Source organism: Flavisphingomonas formosensis, from assembly GCF_009755815.1.
GTDB classification, from domain to species: domain Bacteria; phylum Pseudomonadota; class Alphaproteobacteria; order Sphingomonadales; family Sphingomonadaceae; genus Flavisphingomonas; species Flavisphingomonas formosensis.
In genome coordinates this window covers 1,009,633-1,028,558 of the sequence record NZ_WRPK01000001.1, presented here as the reverse complement: position 1 = coordinate 1,028,558, position 18,926 = coordinate 1,009,633, and the positions used below count along the sequence as shown (strand labels likewise).

Sequence of the window (18,926 nt, the reverse complement as noted above, 5' to 3'; positions counted from 1 at the left end):
ATCGGCTCGGGCGCGGGATACTCAGCGGCCCGGGCGCGACGGCCTGGACGGAGGAAGCCAGGAGAGATTGCGTCGCACGGTGCGCGGCGGCAGGGCGGCCAGCCGCTTCAGATCGTCATAGCGCAATATCTCAATATGCCCGCGTTCGCGCTTCAGATATCCCTCCGCATCGAGGCTGCGCAGCGTGCGATTGACGTGCACCGCGGTCAGCCCGAGCAGATCGCCGAGCTGTTCCTGCGTCAGCGGCAGATCGAAGGCGGCCCCCATTCCGCTCGCCACGAGCCGCAGCCGTTCGTGCAGATGGACGAACAGCCAGGCGATACGGTGCCGCGCATCGAGCCGCCCCATGCCGGTGAGCCGATCCATCAGCAGCACCCGTTCCTCCTGCGCGCTCAGGAAGAACAAGGCGCCGAGGCGAGGATGCTGCACGAAGATCTCCCCCAGCGCCTCCAGCGAAACCTGGGCGACACTCACGTCCGTCAGCGCGATCAGCGTTTCCGCAGCGCGCGACAGCGGCAGGCTGGGCGCGCCCATGAGATCGCCGGGCACATGCAGCTTGAGCAGTTGTCGGCTGCCGTCGGCCAGGGTGACGCTGCTCACCGCCCAGCCTTCGAGCAGAAAGAAGAGGCCCGGCGGCATCTCGCCTTCCTGGCGGATGATCGCGTGTCGGGCGTGCGTCGCGAACCGATCCGCCAGGCCACGGAGCGCTGCCATCTCCGTCGTGCTGAGGTCCGCCAGTTCCGTTATGCGGATCGGCAGCAAGCCATCCGCACCGGCCGGCGGCTCCGAAGCCTTGTTCATATGCTGCCCCCTCGGTTTATTCCTTTCTTCTTCCGGACGATCCTTAACAGCCTTGAAGAGACTATTAATCGATCTGGATCAATCCGTTTCTAAGGATGAACCTCACCCGCTCCCTAATGCAGCGATGACCATGCGGATGGGTTAATCCATCCGAGGTCCGTTTCCAAAGAGGTAGAGAGACCGCGTCGGAGCAGAGCATGCGCCGAAGACGCATGCCCAAACGCCGTTCAGGGACGCGGATTGACGGCGTCGAGAATGGTCAGCTGCTCTCCCATATTGCCCTCGCCCACGCTGGACATGGTGACGAGGATCGTGGTTCCCGGACGCAGCTCCGCCTTCACCGCATCGTAGAAGGCACGCGGCATCAGCACGCGGTTGATCGCGGCCTCGTCCAGCTCGCGTCCTACATCTCCGTCATGGCCGGGCAGGCCGACATAGATCCAGTGCGGCTTGCCGTCCTTGCCGAGCGCCAGGTTGATGACATGGCTGCCCGGATCGTCGTCGTTGATCCGCGCCACGCTGCGCCCGATCTCGACGCCATTGCGCAGCACGACGATCGCCTGATCGGATTTGGAGATGATGATGGTGAGTGGCCCCGTCGGTGCCTTTTCTGGCTGCCAGCGATATTCCGCGCGGTCGAGGCTCTGCTGTGCCGTCGCATCGGCGCCGCCGAGCGTGGGCGGGACGAGCAGGCTGGCGTCGGTCGTCGTAACGTGGTTGACGGCGTTGCCCTCCACAACGACGGTCGCGCCCAGCGAGGTAATCCCGAACAGCGCCTTGGCGAACGCCATCGGCAGGTGCACGCAGCCATGGCTTTCGGGATAGCCGGGCAGGCCACCGGCGTGGAGCGCGACGCCGTCCCATGTCAGCCGCTGGGTGAAGGGCATGGGCGCGCTGTTATATTTGCTCGATCGGTGATCGGCATCCTTCTGCAGGATGGTGAAGACACCGGTGGGTGTCTCATAGCCCTGCTTGCCACTGGAAACGGTGCTGACGCCGATGCGCACGCCGTTGCGATAGACGGTCGCCCGCTGGCGCGAGAGATCGACATAGACGAGCACCGGGCCGGACGGCGCGATGCCCGGCGCCCAGATCCATTCGCCGGGCTTCAGCGCATCGGTCTTGCGGGCGAGCTCCGGCAAGGAGCTAACCGTCGCGCCCTGGCCGAATGCGGACGCCGCGACCAGCGCCTGCGCCGCGAGCGCGGCCGTCCATAGCGTCGCGGTCTTCGTCATCGGCCTTCCCTCCCCGTCCGTCTCGCGGCGACGCTGGCACAGGCGCGGCGCGCACGCCAGTTCTCGGCGCAGTTCCTGCTTCGGCGATTCGCGGCAATCCCCGGAGCAATCCTAGCGTCAGCTCGTGATCTTCGACGGAGACGAGCCGATGTGCACGGGCACGCCCGATATCCCTACCATGCCGGAACGGCAGGCTGTGAAGCTGCCGGACGGCGGCGATCTGACCCAGCGCAGCGCCGACCAGCGCCGGCGCCGCCTGGCCTATGCGGCCGCGATCGGGACGAGCCCGATCGGCACGCTCGGCAATCCCGCCACCACGGCCGGCGCCGGGGGCGCGACCACCCTTGGCTGAGGATCTGATCCGCGAGCAATGCGAGAAACGGCTCGCCGGCCTCAAAGCCTCGCGCCAGCCCTATGAATCGGACTGGGAGGAGATCGCGCAGCTCGCCGCGCCAGCCCGCTCCCGCTTCCTGGGCAGCCGCGGCCACCGCCGCCGATCGAACCGCGCGCTGTTCGACGGGCATGCGCGGCGATCCTTCCGCACGCTGGCCAGCGGCATGACCTCGGGCCTCTCCTCCCGCTCGCGCCCCTGGTTCCGCATCACCCTACCCGATGCCGACCTTGCCAGCCGCGGCCCGGTGGCGGCGTGGCTCGGCACCGTCGAGGAGACGATCTACCGCTTCCTCGGGCGCACCAACTTCTACACCGCGGCCCAGGCCGGCTATCAGGAGATCGGCCTGTTCGGCACCGAAGCGACGGTGATGATCGAGCATGCCCTGGCGGGCGCGGTCTGCCACAGCCTCAGCGCCGGCGAATATTGGATCGCGCAATCGGACGCGCTGACCGCCGACACCCTCTATCGCTGCGTTCCGATGTCCACGCTGCAATGCGTGCAGGCGTTCGGGCTGGAAGCGGTGAGCCCATCGGTGCGCGATCGCTACGACCGCTCCAGCTATGACGACATCGTCAGCGTCTTCCACGCGATCGAGCCCAACATGGACCGGGACGGCGGGCGGCGCGACCTCAAGGGCAAGCGGTTCCGATCGGTCTGGTGGGACGAGGGCGAGAGCGACCGGCGCCGGCTGCTGCGCGTCGCGGGCTATGACGAGCAGCCCTTCTGGGCGCCGCGCTGGGAGACGCTGGGCGGCGAGGTCTACGGCACCTCGCCCGGCTTCGACGCGCTGGCCGACATGCGCGAGCTGCAGATGCAGGCGCGGCGCAAGTCCGAAGCCGTGGACATGCACATCAAGCCCGAGATCATCGTGCCGCCGCAGATCCAGCTGCGCCGCGTGCCGGGCAGCGTCGTCGCCGCGGCGGGCATCGATGCCGAAGGGATCAAGATACCCTATCAGGTGCCCTACCAGACGATCGGCGTGATTGGCGAGGACATCACCCGCTGCCAGCAGGCGATCGACGTCGCCACCTATGCCGACCTGTTCATGGCGATCACCAACATGCCCGGCGTGCAGCCGCGCAACATGGAGGAGATCGCCAGCCGCAACGAGGAGAAGCTGACCCAGCTCGGCCCGGTGATCGAGCGGGTGGAGAATGAGAAGCTGCAGGTCGCGATCGATCGCACCTTCGCGATCCTGCTGCGTGGCGGCTTCCTGCCGCCGCCGCCCAAGGAGCTTGCCGGGCAGGAGCTGAAGATCGAGTTCGTCTCGATCCTCGCCCAGATGCAGCGGATGGTGGGCCTTGGCCAGATCGAGCGCACGCTGGGCTTCGCCGGCAGCCTGGCGGGGAGCCATCCCGAGATCATGGACCTGATCGATGCCGACGCGGTGCTGCGCGAATATGCCGACCGCGCGGGCACGCCGCCCCGGCTGCTGCGCGATGCGGCGAGCGTGGCGCAGCTGCGCGCGGGGCGCCAGCAGGCCCAGGCGATGCAGCAGGCGATGGCAGCGGTGCCGGCGATGAAGGGCGGCGCGGATGCACTCAAGACGCTGTCCGAGACCGACGGCGGCGGCGGGGAATCGATGCTCGGCAAGATCATGGCCGGAATGGGCGGGATGGCCGGCGGCGACGCGCAAGGCGGTCAGGGATGAGGGGCCGGAGCGGCTTGCTGCCCTCATCCTCCCCAGCTCCGCTGGGGAGGGGGACCGTGCGAAGCATGGTGGAGGGGAAATACCGGACAAGAGCAAAGGAAGCGCTCCTTTCTTCGGTCCCGCAATTCCCCTCCACCACCCTACGGGTGGTCCCCCTCCCCATCTTCGATGGGGAGGATGAGGGTGGGAGGCCCGCCCGATGAGCGCTAGCCTCGAAGCCAAGGAGATGGCGCAGCTGCTCGCGCTCCCGGCCTTTCGCCGCTTCCTGTGGCGCGCGGTGCGGGCGGCAGGGCTGCTGCACCCGGCCTACGGCACCGATGGGCGCGATCTCGCCTATCGCGAAGGGCGGCGCAGCCTGGCGCTGGACCTGCTGCGCATGGCCGAGGCCGGCCAGCCCTTCCCCCACCCCGAGGCGCTTTCGACCTGGGCGAGCCTGCTCGGCGAGGAACTGCAATTCACGACGGAGAAGACGACCGATGATCGACGAGACGAATGGGATGGAGGGGCTGGACGCAGCCGGCGGCGCGACCCCGCAGGAGACGACGGCGAGCGTTTCGCCGGCTGACGCGGGCGCCGGCACGCGCGAGGGCGGACAGGGCGGCGAAGCCGGCTCCGCTTTCGACGCCGACACGGTGCTCGGCGGTCCACCCCGCGCACCCGACAGCTATCGTCTCGAGGCGCCGGAGGGGCTGAGCCTGGACGATGCCGCGGTGGCGATGGCGACGCCGGCCTTCCAGGCGCTGAACCTCAGCAACGAGCAGGCGCAAAGCCTGATGCCCGTTGCCGCCGAATGGGCGAAGAGCCTGCAGGAGCGCGGCCAGCAGCAGCTGATGGAACAGGTGGCTGCGCAACGGCGCGAATGGTTCGAGGCCGCGCGTGGCGATCGCGAGATCGGCGGCGGCAATTGGGACGCGAGCACGGCCCGCGCCGCCCGCGCGCTCGACATGCTCGGCTTTCCCAAGGGTTCGGCATTCCGCGCGCTGCTCGACGAAAGCGGGCTCGGCAACCACCCCGAAATGATCCGCGCCTTCGCCCGCGTCGGCCGTGCCGTCTCCGAGGACGGTTTCGAGCGGCCGGGCACGCCGAGCGCGGGGCGCAAGACCGACGAGGAGCTTTTCTATCCCGGAATGACCCGAACCGCCTGACCGACGGCAGGCTTCAACTTTTGTCGCGATTTTCGAGCCGTCGGGCCTGCGCGCCCAACTCGCAATCGCTTGTTTCACGAGGAGAATAGACGATGGCGGCACAGGGCAACACAGTCGCGACGCTGGTGGACGTCGCGCGGCAGCTCGATCCCGATGGCAAGATCGCCCGGGTGGCGGAACTGCTCAACCAGACCAATGCGGTGCTCGACGATATCGTGTGGAAGGAAGGCAATCTGCCGACCGGCGATCGCACCACGGTGCGTACCGGCCTGCCGGGCGTGTCCTTCCGCGCGCTCAACGAAGGCGTGCCGCGCAGCAAGTCGACGGTCAGCCAGTTCGACGAAGGTGCGGCGATGCTGGAAGGTTTCAGCGAGGTCGACCGCAAGGAGGCAATCCTTTCGGGCAATGTCGCGCGATATCGGCTGAACGAGCAGCTCGCCTTCTTCGAATCGATGAACCAGACAATGTCGAGCTATCTCTTCTACGGCAATGCCGCGACCACGCCGAAAGCGTTCACCGGACTTGCACCGCGCTATGCGTCGCTGACCGGCACGACCAAGGACCAGTTGCTCGACTGCGGCGGCACGGGCAGCGACAATTGCTCGATCTGGCTTGTGGTGTGGGGCGAGAACTCGATCCGCGGCATCTATCCGAAGGGCAGCAAGGCCGGGCTGTTCCACGAGGATGTGAGCGACGTGACGACGGCGAGCGACGGCTTCCCCACCGGCACCGTGCTCTACGATGCGAACGGCAATCCCTATATGGGCTATCGCGACCATTATGAGTGGAATTGCGGGCTCAGCGTGAAGGACTGGCGCTTCGCGGCGCGCGCCTGCAACATCAGCCGCGCGGCGCTGACCAAGGACATCTCCACCGGTGCCGACCTGCAGGACGTGTTCATCCAGCTGTCCGAGCGCGTGCAGAGCCTGGAGATGGGCGGCACCAAGGCGGCCTTCTACGCGCCGCGCGTGGTGAACACGATGCTGCGCCGGCAGCTCGTCAACAAGAAGAACGGCTTCCTCTCCTGGGAGGAGATTGGCGGGCGCAAGGTGATGGCGTTCGACGGCATCCCGATCCGCCGGGTCGACGCGCTCAACGTCAGCGAAGCGCGAGTGGTCTGATCCTCCCATCCTCCCCGGCCCCGCCGGGGAGGACGGCAAACCTCGCCCAATTCCAAGGAGTTCTTCCATGATTACCGACGCACAGACCCGACTTTCCAACGTGCAGGCGCTGACCAGCGGCACGGTGGCCTCGACCAACAGCTACGATCTCGGCAAGGCGCGCGACATTGGCCGCGGCCATCCGCTGCGCGTGATCGTGACGGTGGATACCGCCTTCGGCGGCGGCACCAGCGTGACCCCCAACATCATCGAATCCGATAATGCGGATCTTTCCTCTCCCAGCCAGATCAGCCTCGGCGAAACCACGCTGGAAGCCAGCCTGACCGCGGGCGCGAAGATCATGGACCGCGTACTGCCCAAGACGAGCAAGCGCTACATCGGCGTGCAATATGTGAATTCGGGTACTCACAGCGCGGGCGCGGTGAGCGCGCATATCGTGATCGACGCCGACAGCAGCACGCAGTTTCAGGCGAATACCGGCCTCTGACCGGCTCTCCCCGCCTGCCGGAGCGGTTCGCGTCATGCGGGCCGCTCCGGTTCTTTCCATCGGCGGCGGGAAAATCCCACCCTTTTGGAGTTCGTTTATTATCGCCACAAATCATGATAGATTGGCCGGCCTCATATAAAGCAAGGGGAGACCGGCCATGGCGCGTTCGTCTTACCTTCTTTTCGGCGTCACTGCCTATTTTGTCTTTTTCGCGACTTTTCTTTATCTTATCGGTTTCATTGCAGATGCTCCCGGACTGCCCCGCACCATCGACGGGCCTGAACCGGAACTGCATTCGTTGCAAGGCCGGTTCGCGATCGATGCCGGGCTGATCCTGCTGTTCGGCCTGCAGCATAGCGTCATGGCGCGGCGCGGCTTCAAGGCATGGTGGACACGGATCGTGCCCGAACCGATCGAGCGCAGCATCTACGTGCTCGTCTCGAGCATCGTGCTGATCGTCCTCATGCGCTTCTGGCAACCATTGCCTCACGCCCTGTGGGACCTGCGCGGCGGCGTGGCGGCTCCGCTGCTCTGGATCCTGTTCGCGCTCGGCTGGACGATCGTGCTCGTCAGCACCTTCCTGATCAGCCATTTCGAGCTGTTCGGCCTCAAGCAGGTCTGGGCCAATCTGCGCGGTGCCCACGGCGTCGCGCCGACCTTGCGGCAGCCGCTCTTCTACCGCTTCGTGCGCCACCCGCTCTACAGCGGCTTCCTGATCGCCTTCTGGGCGACGCCGCACATGACGCTCGGCCACCTGCTGCTGGCGGCGGGCCTGTCGCTCTACATATTGGTGGCGATCGAACTGGAGGAGCGCGATCTGCTGCACATGTTCGGCGCGGATTATGCGCGCTACCGGCAGCGTGTCGGCAAGCTGGTGCCGCGGCTACGGCGGGGCGGCGACTGAGATGCTGTGTGGGGCTGCGCCCTCACCGCACGCGCAGCCCTTCCAGATAGCCGCACAGCATGTCCGCCAGCGCGGCGGCATAAGGCTCCGCCGCTTCCGGTGCGCGGTGGCGTTCGGAGATCGCCTTGCCGACGTCGCCGAGCGTCATCATCACCAGCTCGGCTGCAAGCGTGCGCGTGGCATCCGGCGCACCGGGCAGCGCCTCGGCCATGAAGGCTTGGAGGGTGCGCGTGCCGGCCAGACGCGGCTCCTGTGCCTCCGGGGCATCGCGATAGAGGGGGGCCGCATCGTCGAGCGCACCGCGCATGGCGGCTTCCTCGCACTCGGAACGGACGAAGGCGTGCACGGCGGTTCGCAGGCGATCGAGCGGCGGGCGAGACGGGTCCGCGAGCAGATCGCGCAGCAGCGCGCCGGTCTCGCGCCATTCGTCCGCCTGGAGGCGGAACAGGATCGCCGCCTTGTTGGGAAAATATTGGTAGAGCGAGCCGACGCTGACCCCCGCCCGTTCGGCGACGCGCGCGGTGGTGAAGCGCTGTGCCCCTTCCTTCTCCAAAACCTGAACGGCGGCGGCCAATATGTCCGCCACCAGCTGCGCGGAGCGAGCCTGCTTCGGGCCTTTCCGGGCAGAAATCCGCGGAATTGGTCGATCGGTCACATCGGGCTCCGGAATGCGAATAGCGAAACGCGAATGATTAATCGTATTTTTCGGGACGACGCAAGGCCACCGCCTTGCCGCACCGGAGACCCATGATGTCCAGCCTGACCACCGCCCCCATCGCGCCGCTGCTCGATCGCCTGTTCGCCGAAGCCGAGGCGTCCTTCGCAGCCATTCCGCCTGCCTTCGCCAGCATGACCGAAGAAGAGCGCACCCGCCTGCTGACCAGCCGGACCGGATATCGCGATGTCTACATGGGAATGAAGGACGCCGCCCTCGCCGTCTCACGCGAGACGGGGACCCTGCTCTACATGCTGGCGCGATCGATCGCCGCACGGTCGATCGTCGAGTTCGGCACCTCCTTCGGCCTTTCGACGCTGCATCTCGCCGCGGCGCTGCGCGACAATGGCGGCGGGCGGCTGATCACGAGCGAGTTCGAGCCGTCCAAGGTGACCAGGGCACGCGCGAATCTGGTGGCCGGCGGGGTGAGCGACCTCGTCGAGATCCGCGAGGGCGACGCGCTGGAGACGCTGGGCCGCGACCTGCCCGAGACGATCGACCTGTTGCTGCTGGACGGCGCCAAGGCGCTCTACCCCGACATTCTCGACCGGGTGGAGAGCCGGCTGCGCCCCGGCGCGCTGATCGTCGCCGACAATGCGGACTGGAGCCAGGACTATCTCGCCCGCGTGCGTTCGGCGGAGCGTGCCTATGTGTCGGTGCCGTTCGCGGCGGACGTCGAGCTCTCGATGCGGATGGGGTGAGGTCGCTCGCCCCTGAGCCTTCTGTCGCAAGCGGGAGAAGGCTCAAAAGGGATCCTATGCCGCCACCGCCAGCCCGCGCGCGTTGCGGCGGATCACCTGGGGCGGCTGGCCATAGGCGCGCAGGAAGGCGCGGCGCATGCGATCGCGATCGGCAAAGCCGGTTTGCTGAGCGACGACGTCGATCGGGTGGTTGCTGTCCTCCATCATCGCGCGCGCCGCCTCCAGCCGGAGATGCTCGATCGCCTTGGCCGGCGACTGCCCGGTCTCGGCCTGGAAGGCGCGGCTGAACTGGCGGGGCGAGAGATGGGCGACCTCGGCCAGCTCCTCGACACTGAGCCGGCTCGTCAGGTTGCGGCGTGCGTAGGTGAGCACCTTCTGCATCCGGTCCGTCTTCGGCTCGAGTTCGAGCAGCGAGGAGAATTGGGACTGGCCGCCCGCCCGGCGGTGATAGAGCACCATCTTGCGCGCGACGGCGCGCGACAGTTCCAGCCCCAGATCCTCCTCGATCAGCGCAAGGGCAAGGTCGATGCCCGCCGTCATGCCGGCCGACGTCCAGACATTGCCGTCGGCGATGAAGATGCGGTCCTCCTCGACCCGGATCTCGGGATAGCGCTGCCGCAATTCCTGCGCGCGCGCCCAATGGGTGGTCGCGCGCCGCCCGTCGAGCAAACCCGCCTCGGCCAGCACGAAGGCAGCGAGGCAGGTGGCGGCGATGCGGCGGCAATGGGCCGGCGCCTCGCGCACGAAGGCCACCGTATCGGGCGAGGCATCCTCCATCCCCCCGCCGACGATCAGCAGATCATAGGATTCGCGCGAGAACCGCTCGGTCATCACCGAAAAGCCCTGCGACGTACGGATCAGGCCGCCATGCTGGGAGATCATGCGGATATCATAGGCCGGCTCGTCCCGCTCGAGATTGGCCATTTCGAACGCGGTGCTGACCGCGAAGCCGATCGGCGAATAGCCGGGATAGATTATGAAGCCGACCTTGCGCATCGCGCTTTCCCATCAAATGTCCTGATTTGCCGTTTATACGACATTCAGGACATGAAGCAAGCGGCCTACATGTCTCGCATCGCCCCGACCTCGGGGCAGCGAGAAGGAGACCATCCATGACCCAGACTGCGAAGGGCACCGCCCTGATCACCGGCGCATCGAGCGGCATCGGCGCCATCTATGCCGACCGGCTGGCGCGGCGCGGCTACGACCTCGTCCTGGTGGCGCGCAGCACCGACCGGCTGCAGGAGGCGGCGCGCCGCATCACCGACGCCACCGGCCGATCGGTGAATGCGATCACAGCGGATCTCGGCAAGGCCGCGGACCTGCGCCGCGTCGAGGCGGTGCTACGCGACAATGCGGCCATCACCATGCTGGTCAACAATGCCGGCTTCGGAGCCGCGACGCCACTGCTCGCCAGCGATCCGGACGCGATGGAGGCGATGATCGACCTCAACGTGACCGCGCTGACCCGGCTCACCTACGCCGCCGCGCCGCGCTTTGCCGAGCGGGGCGAGGGCACCATCGTCAACATCGCCTCGATCGTCGCGATCGCGCCGGAGATCCTCAATGGCGTCTATGGCGCCAGCAAGGCGTTCGTCCTGGCGCTGACCCATTCGCTGCAGCACGAACTGGCCGACAAGGGCGTGCGCGTGCAGGCGGTGCTGCCGGGCGCGACCGCCACCGAATTCTGGAACATCGCCGGCATCGGCAGCCACGACAATCTGCCGCGCGAATGGGTGATGAGCGCCGAGGACATGGTCGACGCCGCGCTGGTCGGACTCGATGCGGGCGAGGTGGTGACCATCCCGCCGCTGCAGGACGGCGCGGAATGGACCGCCTATGAAGCCGCACGCCGCGCGATGAGCGACCATCTGAGCGCCGCCCGGCCCGCGCCGCGCTATCGGATCGCGGCGTGATGGCACCTTCGTCCTCGCAGAGGGGGAGGGAGCGCCGAAGACGGTGGAAGGCGTTCTCGCCTGCGTCGTTCTCGACGTCGCGCCCTGAACGACCCGGAACCCTTCCACCATGCTGCGCATGGTCCCCCTCCCCGTTGGGGGGATGAAGGGAGGTTGAAGTTCCCTTTGCACCCGGATCGCTTAAGACGGCGCCATGAAAGCGCTCGTCGATCCCGAACATCGTCTCGCGTCCGGCCTGGAGGCGATCCGCAACCAGTATCAGGTGCCCGGCCCCTTCCCGCCCGACGTACTGGCGGCGGCCGAGGCGGCGGCGAAGCGTGCGCCCGTCGAGCATGCGGATCGCACGGCCACCCGGTTCGTCACGCTCGATCCGGCGACCTCCACCGATCTCGACCAGGCCTTTGCGATCGAGCCGAGCGGCGGGGATCTCCTCCTTCATTATGCGATCGCGGACGTCGCCTGGTTCGTGGAGGACGGATCTCCGATCGACGCGGAGGCCTGGCGGCGCGGGGAGACGCTCTATCTGCCCGACGGCAAAGCCGGCCTCTATCCGCCCGTGCTGAGCGAAGGCGCGGCGAGCCTGCTGCCGGACGGGCCACGCCCGGCAGTGATCTTCACCGTGCGGATCGCGCCGGACGGCGCGGTGACGCTGGACGGCGCCGAACGCGCCATCGTCCGAAGCGCCGCGAAGCTTGCCTATGACAGCGTGCGGGATGCCGATCTGCCGCCGGGCTTTGCAGAGCTCGCCGCGCGCATGCAGGCGAACGAGGATCGCCGCGGCGCCGCCCGCGTCGATCCGCCCGAGCAGGAGGTAAGCAAGGTGGAGGAGGACGGCTTCACCCTCACCTTCCGCGCGCGGCTCCTCTCGGAGGACCGCAACGCGATGCTCTCGCTCGCCACCAATCTCGCCATCGCGGACGCGCTGCACGCGCATCGTACCGGCCTGTTCCGGGTGATGGCGCCGCCCGATGCGCACGCCGTCGGCCGGCTGCGACACACCGCCGTCGCCTTCGGCCTCGACTGGCCGGCCTATGCGACGCTGGAGCAGTTCGAGCGGACGCTGGACGCGCGCGATCCGCGCGAAGCCGCGTTCATGCTGGCGATCCGCCGCGCGGGCAATGGCGCGAGCTACGAGCCTTGGCGCGAGGGGGTGACGCCCTGGCATGCCGCGATGGCCGCGACCTACGCCCAGGCGACGGCGCCGCTGCGCCGGCTGGCCGACCGCTATGTGGTGCGCGCGACGCTGGCGATCGCGAATGGCGACGCCGTGCCGGAGGTGGTGACCGACGCCTTCGGACGCCTGCCCGCGGTGATGGCGCGCGCCGACGCCAAGAGCGGCCAGGTGGAACGCGCGGTGATCGACCTGGCCGAGGCGGTGATGCTGAGCGGTCGCGAAGGCGAGATATTTCCTGCCGTCGTCACCGACGTGGACGATCGCGGCGCGCGCATGCAGCTGCGCGACCTGCCCGTCGTCACCCGCGTCACCGCCGACGGATCGCGCCCCGGCGACGATCTGTGCGTCAAGCTGACGACCGCGGATCCGGGGCGGCGACTGGTAGCGTTCGAACGGGTGGGATGAGGGCGGGCTCAGGAAGCGCCTGCCCGCAACCCAGCGACGACGATCTCCAGCAACGGCCGGAACTGCCCTGCAGACAACCGCTCGCGATCGAGGAAGGAGCGCTGGACGAGCAACGCCATGACGATCTCGTTCGCCTGATCGAGATCGAGGCCGGGCGGCAGCTCGCCGCGGACGACGGCGCGGGCCAGTGCCTCCCGCCCCGGCCGGCGGCGTTCGGCGACGGTGGCGGCAAGCTTTGCGGCAAGGGCGGGATTGCGCGCGGATTCGGCGACGAGCCCGGGCAGCACGCTTGCCAACGGCGTCGCATGGAGCAGGCGGGCATATTGGCCAAACAGGTCGAGCAGTTCCTCGATCAGATCGCCGCGGTCCGCCAGAACGAGGCGGGGCAGCCGGTCGAAGGCGGCCATCACCAGCTCCTCCTTGGTCGGCCAGCGGCGATAGAGGGTTGCCTTGCTGACATGCGCACGCGCCACGATCTCGCCCACCGTCAGGCCGGCAAAGCCGCGCTCGGCGAGGATATCGAGCGTTACCGCCAGGATCGCGTCGCCCCGTTCGGGATCAGGCGGGCGGCCCGCGCGCGGCCGAACCGCCGCCTGCTCCCCTGCCGCCGCAGCGCTCAGCGCCATGTCCGATATCGCGTCATCGCCAGTCCCTTTTCGCGTCGCCCGGATTGACTGTAGCGGCGCCTGCCGTAAAACGAAACCATCGGTACCGTATCTATCAAAAAGGATCGGAGAGGAGCCATGGCCGAAGCTGACGCCCGCCCGCAGGCGCGCCCCGTGCGCATGATCGAGAGCAGCCCGCTGCCGGAGCGCTTCGCGCGCGGCTGGCACTGTCTCGGCCCGGCCTCACTGTTCAAGGACGGCAAGCCGCATGCGATCGAGGCGTTCGGCACGAAGCTGGTCGTCTTCCAGGGCGCGGACGGCACGCTGAACGTGCTCGATGCCTATTGCCGCCACATGGGGGGCGATCTGTCCGACGGCACGATCGTGGGCGACACGATCGCCTGCCCTTTCCACGACTGGCGCTGGGCGGGCGACGGGCGCTGCACCGCGGTACCCTATGCCCGCAAGATCCCCTATGGCGCCGTCACCCGATCCTGGATCGCGCACGAGGCGAACAAGCATCTGGTGATCTGGCACGATCCCGAAGGCGCGCCGCCGGACGTCGATCTGCCGCATATCGCCGGCACGGAAGGCGACGACTGGAGCGAGGATTGGGCGTGGTGCGAGGAGATCGTGGAGAACCATCCGCGCGAGCTGATCGACAATCTCGCCGACATGGCGCATTTCTTCTATGTCCATGGCGAGCGCAAGGGCGGCCAGCCCGGCTATTTCAAATGCGTGTTCGACGGGCAGGTCGCCACCCAATATCTGGAATCCGGATCGGACGACGCCACGCCGAGCTACCCGCGCGACGCCCCCTATCTGGGCGATCCGGAGCGGATCGACGGCTATCTACGCTCGGAATCGAGCTGGCACGGGCCGGCCTATTCGGTCGACTATCTGTGGTGGCGCTTTCCGGAGATCGGCGTGCTCCATTCGGTGCTGTTCCTCAGCATCCTGCCGATCACGCCGGGCAGGTTCCGCCTCGGCATGGGCGTTCTGACCCGCAAGCACCCCGATCTCGATGCCGAGGCCAATCATCGGCGGCATCTCGACAATTACGAGATGTTGCGCGGCGCGACCTTTCAGGACGTGCGCATCTGGCAGCGCAAGGCGCGGATCGACAATCCGCTGCTCTGCGAGGCGGACGGGCCGGTCTACCGGCTGCGCGCCTGGTACGACCAATATTATGTCGATCGCGCGAACGTGCGGCGCCAGTCGGTCGAGCGTTTCGAGAAGCAGGTAGATACGGACTACGCCAACCAGGTGTGGGCGGAGGAATTGGCGGGCGCGGCAGAGTGAGGGGCCTCTCCCCTTGGGGCTACGGCATTCACACATCGGTTCCATAGAGTTTCTTCCCCGTCATGCCAGCGGACGCTGGCATCGCTCTCGACCGGCAGCCGGGGGACTGTGGAGAGCGACCCCAGCTTCCGCTGGGGTAACGAAGAGGAAAAAGCTCTAAATCAACGATGTGCGCATGTCGCAGGCCCGCATGAGAGGGAGGAACCAGCGGAAAAGGATCATCAGATCATGTGGGACGGGGAGTATGACGCGATCGTGGTGGGCGGCGGCGCGGGCGCGTTGACCGGGGCGTTCGTCGCCGCATCGGAGGGGCTTTCCACCCTGCTCGTCGAGAGCACCGACAAGTTCGGCGGCACCACCTGCTATTCGGGCGGCGCGGTGTGGCTGCCGGGCAGCGTCGCCGCCGAGCGCGCGGGGCTGGACGACAGCAACGACATGGCGCTCGACTATGTCCGGCGCGTGGTCGGCGATCGCACCCCGGCCGCGCTGCAGACCGCCTTCGTGCGCGGTGGACCGAAGGTGGTCGCCTATCTCGAGCGCAGCCCGCATATCCGCTTCAGCTGGTTCGCCTTTCCCGATTATTTCGGCGACATCGGCTGCCCACCGGCCCACCCGCGCGGGCGCGACGTGCTGGTCGATCCGCTGCCGATGGCCGATCTCGGCCCGTTCGAGGGCAAGCTCCGCCTCTCCATGGCGGCGGACATTGCCGGGCGCGAAGAGCCTGATCCGCTCGGCGGCGGTCGTGCGCTGGTCGGCCGGCTGCTGCTCGCCGTGGCGGGCACCGGCCGGGCCGAGCTGAGAACCGAAACCGAGATGGACGCGCTGATCGTCGAGGACAGCCGTGTCATCGGGATCGAGGCGGTCTCCGGCGGGCGGCGGCTGCGCCTCCGGGCGCGGCGGGGCGTGCTGCTCGCCGCCGGCGGGTTCGAGCGGAACCAGGCGATGCGGGACGAGCATGGCGTCGCGGGATCGGCTTCATGGTCGGCCGGCGCGCCGGGCGGCACCGGCAAGGCGATCCGCGCGGGGCTGGCGATCGGGGCGGCGAGCGATCTGCTCTCCGAATGCTGGTTCATGCCCGGCCTCGTCCAGCCCAACGGCCGCACCGGCTTCATCGCCGCGGTGAACGGCGGAATCATCGTCAACGGCGCGGGCGAGCGGTTCGGCAACGAGACCGGACCCTATGACCGCTTCGGCCGGCGGATGCGCGCGGGCGACGCAACCGGCGTCAGCCATGTTCCCGCCTGGTGGATCTGGGACGCGCGCTTCGGCCCCACCCTCCCCTCCGTCTACAATTCGATGCCGATCCTCGATTTCGAGACTTATGAGGCCGCCGGATTGTGGAAACGCAGCGACACGCTCGCGGGGCTGGCCGGCGAGATCGGCGTGCCGGCCGATGCGCTGGCCGCGACCGTCACGCGCTTCAACCATTTCGCCGAGACCGGCATCGATGCGGATTTCCACCGTGGCGAGACGCCCTATGACATCTATATCGCCACCGAGCTGCCGGAGATGTTCGGCCTCGCCGCGACCACCCAGGTGGGATCGCCCAATCCCTGCCTGATCCCGATCACCGACGGCCCCTTCTACGCCGCGCAAGTGGGGCTCGGCGATCTGGGCACCAAGGGCGGCCTGCGCACGGACGCGGACGCGCGCGTGCTGCGCGCGGACGGATCGATCATCCCGGGCCTCTACGCCGCCGGCGACACCATGGCCGCGCCCTCGGGCGAAGCCTATCCCGCGCCAGGCACGCCGATCGGGACCTCGATGGTGTTTTCCTATTACGCTGCGATGGACATGACCGGCGGGAAGTGATCTTTCTCATCCTGCACCTCGGGGGAGGAAGCGGGCGGACTTGCCTCCCGCGCCGACTGGCGCCACATCGTCCTCATGCAGATGCGTATCCTTCTGCTCATCGCCGCGTCGGCATTCGCCATTCCGGCGGCCGCGCGCGATGCGGGGCCGCCCGCCTCCCCGGCGGAGCGGTTCGGCGATCTGTTCGCGGCGGTGCAGATGGCGCGGCTGTTTCCCGACGGGAAAAGCTTCGCCGATGCCACCGCACGGCGGCCCGATGCGGACATCCTGGCGGGCTGGCGACGCGAGCGGCCGGAGGGCGAGACTGCGCTCAAGGCCTTCGTCGCCGCGAACTTCATCGTGCCCGACGCGCCGGCCGCGGGCCTGGCCGAAGCGCGGACGCCGGGCGCCGGCACCGCCCGCCCGCCGGTGCGCGCACATATCCGCATGCTCTGGCCCGAGCTCACCCGTCCGCCCGCGCCGGCCGATCCGCGCGGCAGCGCGCTGGCCCTGCCGCGCCCCTATGTCGTGCCGGGCGGCCGCTTCCGCGAGCTTTATTATTGGGACAGCTATTTCACGATGCTGGGTCTGGCGCGCGACGGGCGCGACGATCTCGTCGAGGACATGATCGACGATTTCGGATCGCTGATCGATCGCTACGGCCACATTCCGAACGGCACCCGCAGCTATTATCTCAGCCGATCTCAGCCGCCCGTCTTCTGGCTGATGATCGGGCTTTCGCGCGTCACCACGCCGGCGGTACGGCAGCGGCGCCTGGCCGAGCTGCGGCGCGAGCATGACTATTGGATGCGCGGCGGCCGCGTCGTGCGCCTGCCGGACGGCAACCGGCTCAACCGCTACTGGGACGATCGCGCCACCCCGCGCGACGAAAGCTGGCGCGAGGATGTGCTGACAGCGCAGGCGGCACCGAAGCGGCCGGCGGCGGAGGTCTATCGCGATCTGCGCGCGGGCGCGGAGAGCGGCTGGGATTATAGCGCGCGCTGGCTGGCCGACGGCCGCACCCTGGCGACAATCCGGACGACCGCGATCGCGCCGGTCGATCTCAACGCCCTGCTCTACGGCATGGAGCGGGCGATCGCGGCCGCCTGCCGCCAGCAACGCGATCGCGGCTGCGTGGCGGATTATGAACGCGAGGCGCGGCTGCGGCGGGCGACGATGCGGCGCTGGATGTGGCGCCCGGTGGAGGGACGCTTCGCCGATATCCTCTGGTCGAACGGGGCGGCGACATCGATCCTGTCGGGCGCGACGCTCGCCCCGCTGTTCACCGGCCTCGCCACGCCGGCCGAGGCGAAGGCGGTGGCGGCGACGGTGCGCGCCCGATTGCTCGCGCCGGGCGGCCTGCGCACCACCACCGTCATGACCGGCCAGCAATGGGACAAGCCGAATGGCTGGGCGCCGTTGCAGTGGATCGCGGTGGCCGGGCTGCGCCGCTATGGCGAGCGGAAGACCGCCGACACCCTCTCGGCCCGCTTCATCGCCACCGCAGAGCGCGAATATCGCGCGAGCGGGCGCATGCTGGAGAAATATGACGTCGAGGAGACGAAACCCGGCGGCGGGGGCGAATATCCGCTGCAGGACGGCTTCGGCTGGACCAATGGCGTCGTGGCGGAATTGATCGATGAGGGACCCTGAGGGTCCGAAGCCGGCCGGAACCATTCGGCCATCCGTGGCTTGTTCGCGCGTGGGCGGGGCTATGGAGAGGACCGTGCCATGAGCGTGGACAAGAAGGATATGGGCGAAGGCAATTACAAGGCCGCCCGCGAATTCGACAAGGACGAAGCCGCCTTTGCCTCGGAAAAGGATCGTGTCGCCAAGGCCGCGCGCGATGCCGAACAGGCGCTGGACGGCGACGAGGCTGCCGATCTCCAGGCGGCCGAAGCGGAAGGCAAATCGCACGCCAAGCATTGATCGCGCGCAACCGCGCCTTTCTTCATTTGGGCCGGGCTCCGATTGCCGTCCCGGCCCAACTAGTTTTTGCTGCGATCGTCTCGTCCGACTTACGAAGCCACTCACTCACTGGCATCGAAGCTTTCGATTGGACGGCCCGGATTCGTCTCCCTAGGATAGACGCCGGAAGGCCGCCTGAGCTCTTCGCCGGAGCGGCCCCGTAAGGAGAGTCCCTCATGTCCCTCGCGAACAGCAAGACGCTCGAGAATCTGAAAGCCGCCTTCGCCGGAGAGAGCCAGGCAAACCGCCGCTACCTCTATTTCGCGCAGAAAGCCGACGTCGAAGGTTATAATGACGTCGCCGCCGTATTTCGCTCCACCGCGGAGGGCGAGACCGGCCATGCGCATGGCCATCTCGAATTCATGGAATCGGTCGGCGATCCCGCCACCGGCCTGCCGATCGGCGAGACCTCCAAGAATCTCCAGGCCGCGATCGCCGGCGAGACCCATGAATATACCGACATGTATCCCGGCATGGCCCGCACCGCGCGTGACGAGGGCCATGAGGAGATAGCCGACTGGTTCGAGACGCTGGCCAAGGCCGAGCGTTCGCATGCGGGCCGCTTCCAGCGTGCCCTCGACGGTCTCGACGCCTGATGGGCCGGCCGCTGC

At 67.9% G+C, this 18,926-nt stretch carries 20 protein-coding genes; 15 read left to right on the top strand and 5 right to left on the bottom strand.

Features of this window, described 5'->3' with window-relative positions:
* Positions 1 to 21: 21 nt before the first annotated feature.
* Both GQY20_RS05055 and GQY20_RS05050 read right to left on the bottom strand, forming a co-directional pair.
* Positions 22 to 801: a Crp/Fnr family transcriptional regulator gene (locus tag GQY20_RS05055; RefSeq protein WP_157215902.1), complete on the bottom strand. Its 780-nt coding sequence runs from the start codon at positions 799 to 801 to the stop codon at positions 22 to 24.
* A gap of 227 nt (positions 802 to 1,028) precedes the next feature.
* The gene (locus tag GQY20_RS05050) at positions 1,029 to 2,036 is read right to left on the bottom strand and encodes a L,D-transpeptidase (RefSeq protein WP_157215901.1); all 1,008 of its coding nucleotides are present in this window, start codon (positions 2,034 to 2,036) and stop codon (positions 1,029 to 1,031) included.
* Positions 2,037 to 2,184: 148 nt separating this feature from the next.
* Between GQY20_RS05050 and GQY20_RS05045 the strand changes: the two genes are divergently transcribed.
* The 7 genes from GQY20_RS05045 to mddA all read left to right on the top strand — a co-directional run bounded on the left by GQY20_RS05045 (position 2,185) and on the right by mddA (position 7,738).
* Positions 2,185 to 2,388 carry a hypothetical protein gene (locus tag GQY20_RS05045; protein ID WP_157216168.1) on the top strand — a complete coding sequence of 68 codons (204 nt, stop codon included), beginning with the start codon at positions 2,185 to 2,187 and terminating at the stop codon, positions 2,386 to 2,388.
* Positions 2,381 to 4,081 (top strand): portal protein, encoded by a 1,701-nt coding sequence (locus GQY20_RS05040; protein ID WP_232475885.1) that lies wholly within the window; start codon positions 2,381 to 2,383, stop codon positions 4,079 to 4,081. Before GQY20_RS05045 ends, GQY20_RS05040 begins: the two co-directional genes overlap by 8 nt.
* Before the next feature lie 199 nt (positions 4,082 to 4,280).
* Positions 4,281 to 4,646: a Bbp19 family protein gene (locus tag GQY20_RS05035; RefSeq protein WP_198350834.1), complete on the top strand. Its 366-nt coding sequence runs from the start codon at positions 4,281 to 4,283 to the stop codon at positions 4,644 to 4,646.
* Positions 4,558 to 5,226: a hypothetical protein gene (locus GQY20_RS05030; RefSeq protein WP_198350833.1), complete on the top strand. Its 669-nt coding sequence runs from the start codon at positions 4,558 to 4,560 to the stop codon at positions 5,224 to 5,226. Before GQY20_RS05035 ends, GQY20_RS05030 begins: the two co-directional genes overlap by 89 nt.
* A 92-nt stretch (positions 5,227 to 5,318) precedes the next feature.
* A complete protein-coding gene (locus GQY20_RS05025; RefSeq protein ID WP_157215898.1) occupies positions 5,319 to 6,347 on the top strand; it encodes a major capsid protein in 1,029 nt (342 codons plus the stop codon).
* Positions 6,348 to 6,414: 67 nt separating this feature from the next.
* A complete protein-coding gene (locus GQY20_RS05020) occupies positions 6,415 to 6,834 on the top strand; it encodes a Bbp16 family capsid cement protein (protein WP_157215897.1) in 420 nt (139 codons plus the stop codon).
* A 157-nt stretch (positions 6,835 to 6,991) separates the two neighbouring features.
* Positions 6,992 to 7,738, top strand: coding sequence for a methanethiol S-methyltransferase (gene mddA / locus GQY20_RS05015; RefSeq protein ID WP_157215896.1), 747 nt, complete (start codon positions 6,992 to 6,994; stop codon positions 7,736 to 7,738).
* A gap of 22 nt (positions 7,739 to 7,760) precedes the next feature.
* Here mddA and GQY20_RS05010 read toward each other — a convergent pair whose 3' ends face one another.
* Complete coding sequence (locus GQY20_RS05010; protein ID WP_157215895.1) at positions 7,761 to 8,393, bottom strand: TetR family transcriptional regulator; 633 nt, start codon at positions 8,391 to 8,393, stop codon at positions 7,761 to 7,763.
* 95 nt (positions 8,394 to 8,488) lie between these two features.
* Between GQY20_RS05010 and GQY20_RS05005 the strand changes: the two genes are divergently transcribed.
* A complete protein-coding gene (locus GQY20_RS05005; protein ID WP_157216167.1) occupies positions 8,489 to 9,154 on the top strand; it encodes an O-methyltransferase in 666 nt (221 codons plus the stop codon).
* Between the two features lie 54 nt (positions 9,155 to 9,208).
* Here the strand turns inward: GQY20_RS05005 and GQY20_RS05000 are convergent, their stop codons facing one another.
* A complete protein-coding gene (locus tag GQY20_RS05000; RefSeq protein ID WP_157215894.1) occupies positions 9,209 to 10,150 on the bottom strand; it encodes a GlxA family transcriptional regulator in 942 nt (313 codons plus the stop codon).
* 116 nt (positions 10,151 to 10,266) lie between these two features.
* Here GQY20_RS05000 and GQY20_RS04995 point away from each other — a divergent pair, with 116 nt between their 5' ends.
* Complete coding sequence (locus GQY20_RS04995) at positions 10,267 to 11,070, top strand: SDR family NAD(P)-dependent oxidoreductase (protein WP_157215893.1); 804 nt, start codon at positions 10,267 to 10,269, stop codon at positions 11,068 to 11,070.
* Positions 11,071 to 11,263: 193 nt separating this feature from the next.
* Positions 11,264 to 12,649, top strand: coding sequence for an RNB domain-containing ribonuclease (locus GQY20_RS04990; RefSeq protein ID WP_157215892.1), 1,386 nt, complete (start codon positions 11,264 to 11,266; stop codon positions 12,647 to 12,649).
* An 8-nt stretch (positions 12,650 to 12,657) separates the two neighbouring features.
* On the opposite strand, the gene GQY20_RS04985 is transcribed toward GQY20_RS04990, so the two are convergent.
* Positions 12,658 to 13,275, bottom strand: a complete 618-nt coding sequence (locus GQY20_RS04985) for a TetR/AcrR family transcriptional regulator (protein ID WP_157215891.1) — start codon at positions 13,273 to 13,275, stop codon at positions 12,658 to 12,660.
* Between the two features lie 117 nt (positions 13,276 to 13,392).
* On the opposite strand from GQY20_RS04985, the gene GQY20_RS04980 reads away from it, so the two are divergent.
* The 5 genes from GQY20_RS04980 (at position 13,393) to GQY20_RS04960 (ending at position 18,911) form a co-directional block, all read left to right on the top strand.
* Positions 13,393 to 14,556 carry a Rieske 2Fe-2S domain-containing protein gene (locus GQY20_RS04980; protein WP_157215890.1) on the top strand — a complete coding sequence of 388 codons (1,164 nt, stop codon included), beginning with the start codon at positions 13,393 to 13,395 and terminating at the stop codon, positions 14,554 to 14,556.
* Between the two features lie 228 nt (positions 14,557 to 14,784).
* Positions 14,785 to 16,368: an FAD-binding protein gene (locus GQY20_RS04975; RefSeq protein WP_157215889.1), complete on the top strand. Its 1,584-nt coding sequence runs from the start codon at positions 14,785 to 14,787 to the stop codon at positions 16,366 to 16,368.
* A gap of 75 nt (positions 16,369 to 16,443) precedes the next feature.
* Positions 16,444 to 18,000 (top strand): alpha,alpha-trehalase TreF, encoded by a 1,557-nt coding sequence (treF, locus tag GQY20_RS04970; protein ID WP_157215888.1) that lies wholly within the window; start codon positions 16,444 to 16,446, stop codon positions 17,998 to 18,000.
* 78 nt (positions 18,001 to 18,078) lie between these two features.
* Positions 18,079 to 18,276 (top strand): hypothetical protein, encoded by a 198-nt coding sequence (locus tag GQY20_RS04965; protein ID WP_157215887.1) that lies wholly within the window; start codon positions 18,079 to 18,081, stop codon positions 18,274 to 18,276.
* Positions 18,277 to 18,491: 215 nt separating this feature from the next.
* Positions 18,492 to 18,911, top strand: a complete 420-nt coding sequence (locus tag GQY20_RS04960; protein WP_157215886.1) for a rubrerythrin family protein — start codon at positions 18,492 to 18,494, stop codon at positions 18,909 to 18,911.
* Positions 18,912 to 18,926: the final 15 nt, after the last annotated feature.